The organism is Flavobacterium ichthyis (assembly GCF_009915155.1).
In the GTDB taxonomy this organism is placed as follows: Bacteria; Bacteroidota; Bacteroidia; order Flavobacteriales; family Flavobacteriaceae; genus Flavobacterium; species Flavobacterium ichthyis.
Genome location: NZ_JAABLM010000012.1, coordinates 84762 through 92196, shown reverse-complemented (window position 1 = coordinate 92196; position 7435 = coordinate 84762). Strand labels below are relative to the sequence as shown.

Annotated in this window: 9 protein-coding genes and 1 tRNA gene; 7 read left to right on the top strand and 3 right to left on the bottom strand. The window is 37.1% G+C overall.

What is annotated here, in order from left to right:
* The first annotated feature begins 4 nt into the window (after window positions 1–4).
* Window positions 5–91 carry an IS3 family transposase gene (locus tag GV828_RS13330; RefSeq protein WP_394350645.1) on the top strand — a complete coding sequence of 29 codons (87 nt, stop codon included), beginning with the start codon at window positions 5–7 and terminating at the stop codon, window positions 89–91.
* Between the two features lie 186 nt (window positions 92–277).
* Here GV828_RS13330 and GV828_RS10630 read toward each other — a convergent pair.
* Window positions 278–359: transfer RNA gene (locus GV828_RS10630), tRNA-Leu, on the bottom strand.
* A gap of 138 nt (window positions 360–497) precedes the next feature.
* Between GV828_RS10630 and GV828_RS10625 the strand changes: the two genes are divergently transcribed.
* Genes GV828_RS10625 through GV828_RS10615 form a run of 3 tightly spaced genes read left to right on the top strand, consistent with a single transcriptional unit; the run spans window position 498 to window position 2747 of the window.
* A complete protein-coding gene (locus GV828_RS10625) occupies window positions 498–1886 on the top strand; it encodes a dipeptidase (protein ID WP_166537478.1) in 1389 nt (462 codons plus the stop codon).
* A gap of 4 nt (window positions 1887–1890) precedes the next feature.
* Window positions 1891–2313 carry an energy transducer TonB gene (locus tag GV828_RS10620; protein ID WP_166537477.1) on the top strand — a complete coding sequence of 141 codons (423 nt, stop codon included), beginning with the start codon at window positions 1891–1893 and terminating at the stop codon, window positions 2311–2313.
* Window positions 2310–2747 carry an energy transducer TonB gene (locus tag GV828_RS10615; protein ID WP_166537476.1) on the top strand — a complete coding sequence of 146 codons (438 nt, stop codon included), beginning with the start codon at window positions 2310–2312 and terminating at the stop codon, window positions 2745–2747. Before GV828_RS10620 ends, GV828_RS10615 begins: the two co-directional genes overlap by 4 nt.
* A gap of 49 nt (window positions 2748–2796) precedes the next feature.
* On the opposite strand, the gene GV828_RS10610 is transcribed toward GV828_RS10615, so the two are convergent.
* Window positions 2797–2958: a hypothetical protein gene (locus GV828_RS10610; RefSeq protein WP_166537475.1), complete on the bottom strand. Its 162-nt coding sequence runs from the start codon at window positions 2956–2958 to the stop codon at window positions 2797–2799.
* A gap of 211 nt (window positions 2959–3169) precedes the next feature.
* Here GV828_RS10610 and GV828_RS10605 point away from each other — a divergent pair, with 211 nt between their 5' ends.
* Complete coding sequence (locus tag GV828_RS10605; protein ID WP_166537474.1) at window positions 3170–3520, top strand: toxin-antitoxin system YwqK family antitoxin; 351 nt, start codon at window positions 3170–3172, stop codon at window positions 3518–3520.
* Between the two features lie 64 nt (window positions 3521–3584).
* On the opposite strand, the gene GV828_RS10600 is transcribed toward GV828_RS10605, so the two are convergent.
* Window positions 3585–4130 (bottom strand): hypothetical protein, encoded by a 546-nt coding sequence (locus GV828_RS10600; protein WP_166537473.1) that lies wholly within the window; start codon window positions 4128–4130, stop codon window positions 3585–3587.
* Window positions 4131–4511: 381 nt separating this feature from the next.
* On the opposite strand from GV828_RS10600, the gene GV828_RS10595 reads away from it, so the two are divergent.
* Window positions 4512–5777: a site-specific integrase gene (locus GV828_RS10595; RefSeq protein WP_166537472.1), complete on the top strand. Its 1266-nt coding sequence runs from the start codon at window positions 4512–4514 to the stop codon at window positions 5775–5777.
* A 122-nt stretch (window positions 5778–5899) separates the two neighbouring features.
* Window positions 5900–6913, top strand: coding sequence for a hypothetical protein (locus tag GV828_RS10590; protein ID WP_166537471.1), 1014 nt, complete (start codon window positions 5900–5902; stop codon window positions 6911–6913).
* The last annotated feature ends 522 nt before the right edge of the window (window positions 6914–7435 follow it).

Here is a 7435-nt window from a genome sequence, read left to right as displayed (position 1 = left end):
CTACATAACCTATTATAACAACGATAGAATAAAGTCGAATTTAAACAAAATGAGCCCGATAAAATATCGAGCTCACCATTATCAAATTTAATTGTAAATTTGTCTAAACTTTTGGGTGCAGTCTATAATCGGGGGCTTTTTTTTGGTATGTCTTGTCCAAAAAAAAAGCTCCTCAAACTGAGAAACTTTTCTTGCAGATAATAGCTCCGACGCTTCGGAGGAACCTAAACAAATTTTTCTCCAAAAAAAAAGCTCCTCAAAATTGAGAAGCTTTTTGTGCGGATAATAGGACTCGAACCTACACACCTTGCGGCACCAGATCCTAAGTCTGGCGTGTCTACCAATTTCACCATATCCGCAGTAGACCTTTGAAAACAACTGCTGTTGCTATCGAGGTGCAAATATAGTCATAGTTTTGAACTTTCAAATAAAAATTTTAAAAAAAATTAAAATATTCTTTTTTGTATTTTTGGCAAACACATTTCAAATTTTTGTACATGAACGATATTAAAAATTATATAGAAAAAAACAAAGACCGTTTTTTAAACGAGTTAATTGAATTGCTAAAAATTCCATCCGTTAGTGCAGATTCTGCCTATTCTCAGGATGTAATTGACACCGCAAACGCTGTGAAAGAAAGCCTTGAAAAAGCAGGCTGTGATTTTGTAGAAATTTGCGAAACTCCCGGTTACCCAATCGTTTATGGCGAAAAAATAATCGACAAAAATTTGCCGACAGTTTTGGTTTATGGACATTACGATGTGCAACCGCCAGATCCAATGGATTTGTGGACTTCGCCACCATTTGAGCCCGTAATTAAAAAAACAGATTTGCATCCCGAAGGCGCCATTTTCGCCCGTGGCGCTTGCGATGACAAAGGCCAGATGTATATGCACGTGAAAGCTTTGGAATACATGGTGCAAACAAACAATCTTCCGTGTAACGTAAAATTTATGATTGAAGGCGAAGAAGAAGTAGGATCGTCTAGCTTGAGCTGGTTTGTGGAAAGAAATCAAGAAAAATTAAAAAATGACGTCATTTTAATTTCCGATACCGGAATGATTTCAAATACCCAACCATCAATCACCACAGGATTACGTGGTTTAAGTTACGTAGAAGTGGAAGTTACAGGTCCAAATCGCGATTTACATTCAGGTTTATACGGTGGAGCTGTTGCCAACCCAATAAATATTTTGGCAAAAATGATTGCATCTCTTCACGACGAAAACAACCATATTACGATTCCAGGATTTTATGACAAAGTTGAAGAGCTTTCGGATGCGGAAAGAGCCGAAATGGCAAAAGCGCCGTTTTCTTTAGAAGCTTACAAAAAATCATTAGACCTAAACGACATTTACGGCGAAAAAGGTTATTCTACAAACGAAAGAAATTCCATTCGTCCCACTTTAGATGTCAACGGAATTTGGGGTGGTTACACTGGAGAAGGTGCCAAAACCGTGATTGCCAGTAAGGCTTTCGCCAAAATTTCGATGCGATTGGTTCCCAACCAAGATTGGCACGAAATCACAGAATTGTTCACCAAACATTTCGAAAGTATTGCTCCAAGTGGTGTGACCGTAAAAGTAAAACCACATCATGGAGGTCAAGGATATGTAACTCCAATAGACAACATCGGTTATCAAGCGGCCGCAAAAGCATACAACGAAAGTTTTGGCGTACAACCAATTCCGGTTCGTTCCGGAGGAAGTATTCCCATTGTGGCTTTGTTCGAAAAAGAACTACAATCCAAAACAATTTTAATGGGATTTGGCTTAGATTCAGATGCCATTCACTCACCAAACGAACACTTCGGCGTGTTCAATTATTTAAAAGGAATCGAAACCATTCCGTTGTTTTACAAATATTTTGTAGAACTTTCAAAATAGGAAAATGAAAAAAATTGTCTTCTCATTACTTCTCATTCTTGCGATTTCGCTTTCTGGATTCGCTCAAGAAAATGTTAATTCAGAAACTCCGCTTGAAAATAAAGTGGTAGTAACCGAAGCAGGTTTCGACGGTGGCGATTGGAGTAAATTCGCGACTTACCTTATGAAAAATTACCGCATGCCCGACGACAATCGTCTAAAAGGTACGTTGCTAATTACGTTTGTGGTAAACGCAGACAACTCAATTTCGGACATGAAAGTAATTTCAGATCCCGGTTACGGTTCCGTGAAGAACGCCTTCGAAGCATTAAAACGCGTTAAAAATAAATTTACCGCAGCAAAAGACGCAAACGGAAATCCTGTAGCAACAGTAAGAGAAATGAAAATGCAGTTCAACATTTCTAATTTGGTTCAAAAAATAAAATGAAAAAAATAATCGCCTTAAGCATCTTAATATCCGCCCTACATTTCACGAAAGTACACGCACAAGAAAAAGTATATGATGTCGTTCCGGCCAAAGAAAAATTGCCAAAAGCTGAGAATCTTCCGGAAAACCACATCTATAAAGCAATTGACCAACTGCCAGAATTTCCCGGAGGTTTGCAAAAATTTGGCGAATTTGTTATGAACAATTTTACGTTCCCCGACGAACTGACCCAATCCGTTAGATTTGTCATCAACTTCGTAGTCGAAAAAGACGGCAGTTTAACGAATGTCAAACTCAACCAAGACCCCGGTTTTGGCATCAACGATGAAATCAAACGTATCTTTGCGCTTTCGCCTAAATGGAAACCCGGTTACTATCAAGACAAGCCCGTTCGAACCGCATTTATGTTTCCCTTAGCCTTACAATTCGAGTAATACACAATCCGTTCAGCAATGAGCGGATTTTTTTTGGGCGTTCCCCGATTTACAAATCCATTGCAAAAAAGAAAAATTCTGCAAAATCGGGTCGTCCCGAAGCTTCGGGATTCGCTTTATCTTTTGTTCCGTCCCGAAGTGTCGGGACTTCATAAAAGGATGCCGCTTCAATCCCTAACGCGAGTGCTGGTTGTGCGTTTGCAGATTTCATAGTCGTTTTTAGTGAGAAGTTCGGAAGTTTTCGTTTGGAGTCAACGTTTTTGCTCTGGAATTTGGACTCGAGTTATTAGCGAACAGGAGAAGCAATTTTTTTATTGGAATTATATTCAAGTTCTCAATGTTACTAAATTGTTAAGCGATTGTTTGTTTATTGTAAATAATTTGTATATTTGTCTGAAGCTATTAACCTTAAAAGATTGATTATGAAAAAGATTTTGCTCTCTTTGGCACTTTGCCTTTCTGGATTAACATTTGCACAAAGTACTGACCACAAATACGAAATTGTAAACGATAATACTGTAAAAGCAACTTATTTCCATGAAAATGGACAAGTGAAACAAACCGGTTTTTACAAAGATGGAAAACTACACGGAAAGTGGACTTCGTATGACCTCAACGGACATAAAATGGCGATGGGCGAATATGAAAATGGCCAAAAATCAGGGAAATGGTTTTTCTGGAATAATGCTAAATTGGCGGAAGTAGATTACAACTCAAGCCGAATTACCGATGTAAAAAACTGGCAAAATACCGCTGTTGCGAACAGAAATTAAATGATTTTAACTTTATCATCATGAAGAAACGGGCTGTCTTTTATCGAGACAGCCCGTTTTGTTTTTATTTCACCGAACGGCTACTACTTGTTTCTTTGAAAGATTCAATAATTTTGTGCATGTGGTCTTTGTACTTTTCTTTGTTTTCCTGCAAAGTCCACGATACAATTTGGTAAAAATGTGACTCCCCTTCGATGTAAGCAGCTTGGTACACTACGGGAAGATTTTCCAGAGTGCCTTCGAAAGTAAATTTTCGGGCGTTGAGACCGTTGATTCGCACCGATTTGATGTCGGAAAAATTGGCTTCTCCAAGTGATTGTTTTAAACTGGTGTGCAAAATATTAGTGTAACCTTCTAAATCTCCGGAAAATTCTGTTTCGGCAACGGCGGCTTCAAATTCTGATTTTGGTTCGTCGATGACTACCACGTAAAATTCTCGCAAAGCATTTTGATATTGCAGTGAAGCGTCTTCATGCAGATTATTGGCTTTGCTTAAAAATGCCGGCACTTCAACTGAATATTGGTTTTTGATGTTTACGAGTTCGGTTTTGTCTGAAGTACAAGCGAAAACGGTAACGGCTAAAAAGAGAATGGTTATTATTTTTTTCATGTGTGAATTGGTTTTACGGCAAGATAAGGATTTATGTGGAAGTTTTTTTTCGGGCGATTAAAAAATGCCGAAAGTTTTCCTTTAGCCCCGATGGAAATGAAAATCCTTTTCTTTTTTTTCAAAAAATATTAGAGGAAAGCAAAATTAAGCAAAACGGTTAAGACCGTTCATATACAGTGGTTTATAAAACGTGAGGCAAAATTTGGAAGTAGGTGTCCGACAGGTTTTGGGCTTAAAATGGCAAGGTTAGGTTACTAAATCGTTACTGAATACAACGAATCGACTGATAGTATAATAATCTATATTTCAGTTATTTGCACCGCTTTTCATATTCCCTTGTAACTCAATGAAAGTTAATTTTATACGTTAAACAATTGAGTTATGGAACAAGAGAAAAGATCCACGTTCAAGCTGCTTTTCTACCTGAAGAAGAATGAACCTAAGAAGAACGGGAACGTACCTGTTATGGGACGTATCACTATTGACGGAATACCAAAATCCTTTAGTACCAAACTGGACATTAACCCCAATAATTGGGATTTAAAGCACGGAAGAGTTTTAGGTAAAAGTGCCCAGGCCCTGAGTACCAATCTCAAATTGGACAATATTCGGGTGCGTATCAACAAGATTTACGATGATATGCTCAAGGATGAAGGCTTTGCAACTGCACAAAAAGTAAAGCTGTCCTTTTTAGGGGTTGGTGTAATGGATGATGCCATCCTTAAAGTATTTAAAGATCAGAATGAGGATTTTGAAAGGATGGTCAGTAAAGGAAAACGTTCTCAGAATACTTACAATAAATACAAGACTGTATACAACCATCTTAATGAATTTATCAGGGAACGCTATCACAGGGAAGATTTGGCATTTCGGGAACTTACCTCAGACTTTATCCGGGAGTTCGATTTCTTTCTACGAATAGATAAAGAATGTACACATAATACGGTTTGGGTTTATACCATGCCGGTTATTGCTTTGGCTGATCTTGCGATTAAAAAAGGTCTTATACGCCAAAACCCTTTTGAAGATTACGAAATCAGTATGGAAGAAACTGATCGTAGCTATCTTTTAAAGGAGAATGTAGAAAAGCTAATGCTTTTAAAACCGTCTAAGAAAAAATATGAATTTGTAAAAGATATTTTCATTTTCAGTTGCTTTACAGGGCTTTCTTATATTGATATTCAAAAGCTGAAATGGAGCAATATACAGTCATTTTTTGATGGACACCAATGGATCATCAGCAGAAGAAAAAAATCAGATATTGCTTCAAACGTCCGCCTATTGGAAATTCCGAAGCGTATAATTGAAAAATACAGGGGAGTTACACGTAGTAATTATGTTTTTCCTGTTCCTTCCAATGCTACCTGCAATAGCCACGTAAAGAAAATGATAGAAGAAGCAGAAATTGCTACAGAACAGAAAGTAACCTTTCATACTGCACGCCACACATTTGCTACCATGTTCCTGACCGAAGGTGTACCACTAGAAAGTCTTAGCAGAATGATGGGTCATAAAAATATTTCCACCACACAGATTTATGCCAAGATTACAAGCCAAAAAATTAGCAAGGATATGGATTTGGTTTCACATAAATTCGCTGGAATGGAAGCAGCATTTATTGATATTGAAGAAGAGGTTGCTTCCTGATATTTATTGCTTTTAAAACTATAAGCAGGGTTAAATCCTGCTTTTCTTTGTTTCAATAAACCAGGCATTTTTAAGAAATTCTTTTTTAAATTTACTTATAACAATCCTATGAAAACCAAACTATGTCCTTATGTAAACTATGTCTTGAACGCGAAGCAAACAAAAAGAATACGCACTATCTTACTGATGCAATAATCCGTACCTGTCTGAATTTGGACGGAACAAATGAACGTGAAAAAGGTCTGTACTTTGCCTTGGATAATACCAATTCGTTCATTGATTTCAATTTTCAGCGACTTGATGAATTAACTTTGGAAGGCACCATCGGAAGAAAACCTACAGATGAAGAAATTGAAAATGCCAAATCTATTCCATTTTCCGTTGATTATGTATTTTGTAGTGAGTGTGAAAAACTTTTTACCGAGATAGAAACCCCTTTTATAGAGAGAATATTGCCTCGTTTCAGGCAGAGTGATCTTTCGGGCATTTCTGTGGTCACTGAAGAAGATGTCGTTACAATCAGAAATTTCTTTTACATACAGCTCTATAGGAGTGCTATCTGTGAAGATATCTTGAATTTTCCTTCGGATTTTTTAGAGAAGTTACGTTTAAATATATTAGAAAAAAACGGCGATACATCTATACCTCTTAGTATTACCTATCTACAAACTGTTGGAGGAAACGCTACTTACACAGAAAACTACATTGGATTTACTAATGATAAAAACCCATTTATTGTCTTTATGAATGATTTCATTATACAGGTCTATGAGAATGAAGAAGCTGTCAAATTTCTTCCTTTTCATGGGTTAAATGAACAAGATAATTTTGCAGCTGCCATAAACATCAATGAGCAAGTTTTTAATTTCAAAATATTTGACAATGCAACAAGAAAGGTTTTCCTAAATAGTGTAATCGTAAATGAAAAGGTTAAGAAGACGATACAATACTATCGGGATATGTTCGATATGTTCTGGAGGAAGCTATTCGGTGTCGATGCTCCGGTGCTCCAGAAAGAAAGGTACATACACAGCCTTATTAATGGTGATGAAAACAACTTGATTAAATATTCAAAACAAGAGGTTTTTGAGTTTACAGTAGCTTATATGGCTAAACTTTTCAACGTCACCGAATAAATTATATATAACTTAATAAATAGCCGAGGTAATTAAGCCTCGGTTTTTTTATGTCCATACTGAATCCTTAAAGCACATTTATTTGCTCCCCAAAAATCCATCGCTATAAAAGAGCTTTGACAGGATTTGTTGATAAACCATACAAAAAATCTTCCCTTCTACTGCTCAACTACATTTTCAGTATCGTTTACGTGGCTTCCCAAGCTACGATACTTTGAAACAATAAAAGGTCTTTAAAAAATTCTGTTACAACTGAATGCAGATTTTGTAATCACACAGGACCGCTTCCTAATGCATTTTCCACCTGCTTCCACATGGTTTTTATTCAAGAGCCAGTATGCCGCTTTTGTTCCATTTCAAGAGCAAAGGTATGATCGTGTTCTTAACCCAGGAACAAGGTCATGCCCCTTGGGTTTGCCAAAAAATCTCCACCCATGCGGGTCGTATTTGTTTGGCAAAACCTTGTTCCTGCTAAACACTAACCTTTTATGCTCGTGAAACGAAACAAAGCATACTCCGGCT

What these genes read in the sequence shown, in the direction of transcription:
- GV828_RS10595 (WP_166537472.1), top strand. Translation starts at nt 4,512, where the DNA reads ATGGAACAAGAGAAAAGATCCACGTTCAAGCTGCTTTTCTACCTGAAG.
- GV828_RS10590 (WP_166537471.1), top strand. Translation starts at nt 5,900, where the DNA reads ATGTCCTTATGTAAACTATGTCTTGAACGCGAAGCAAACAAAAAGAAT.
- GV828_RS10600 (WP_166537473.1), bottom strand. Translation starts at nt 4,130, where the DNA reads ATGAAAAAAATAATAACCATTCTCTTTTTAGCCGTTACCGTTTTCGCT.
- GV828_RS10610 (WP_166537475.1), bottom strand. Translation starts at nt 2,958, where the DNA reads ATGAAATCTGCAAACGCACAACCAGCACTCGCGTTAGGGATTGAAGCG.
- GV828_RS10615 (WP_166537476.1), top strand. Translation starts at nt 2,310, where the DNA reads ATGAAAAAAATAATCGCCTTAAGCATCTTAATATCCGCCCTACATTTC.
- GV828_RS10625 (WP_166537478.1), top strand. Translation starts at nt 498, where the DNA reads ATGAACGATATTAAAAATTATATAGAAAAAAACAAAGACCGTTTTTTA.
- GV828_RS10620 (WP_166537477.1), top strand. Translation starts at nt 1,891, where the DNA reads ATGAAAAAAATTGTCTTCTCATTACTTCTCATTCTTGCGATTTCGCTT.
- GV828_RS10605 (WP_166537474.1), top strand. Translation starts at nt 3,170, where the DNA reads ATGAAAAAGATTTTGCTCTCTTTGGCACTTTGCCTTTCTGGATTAACA.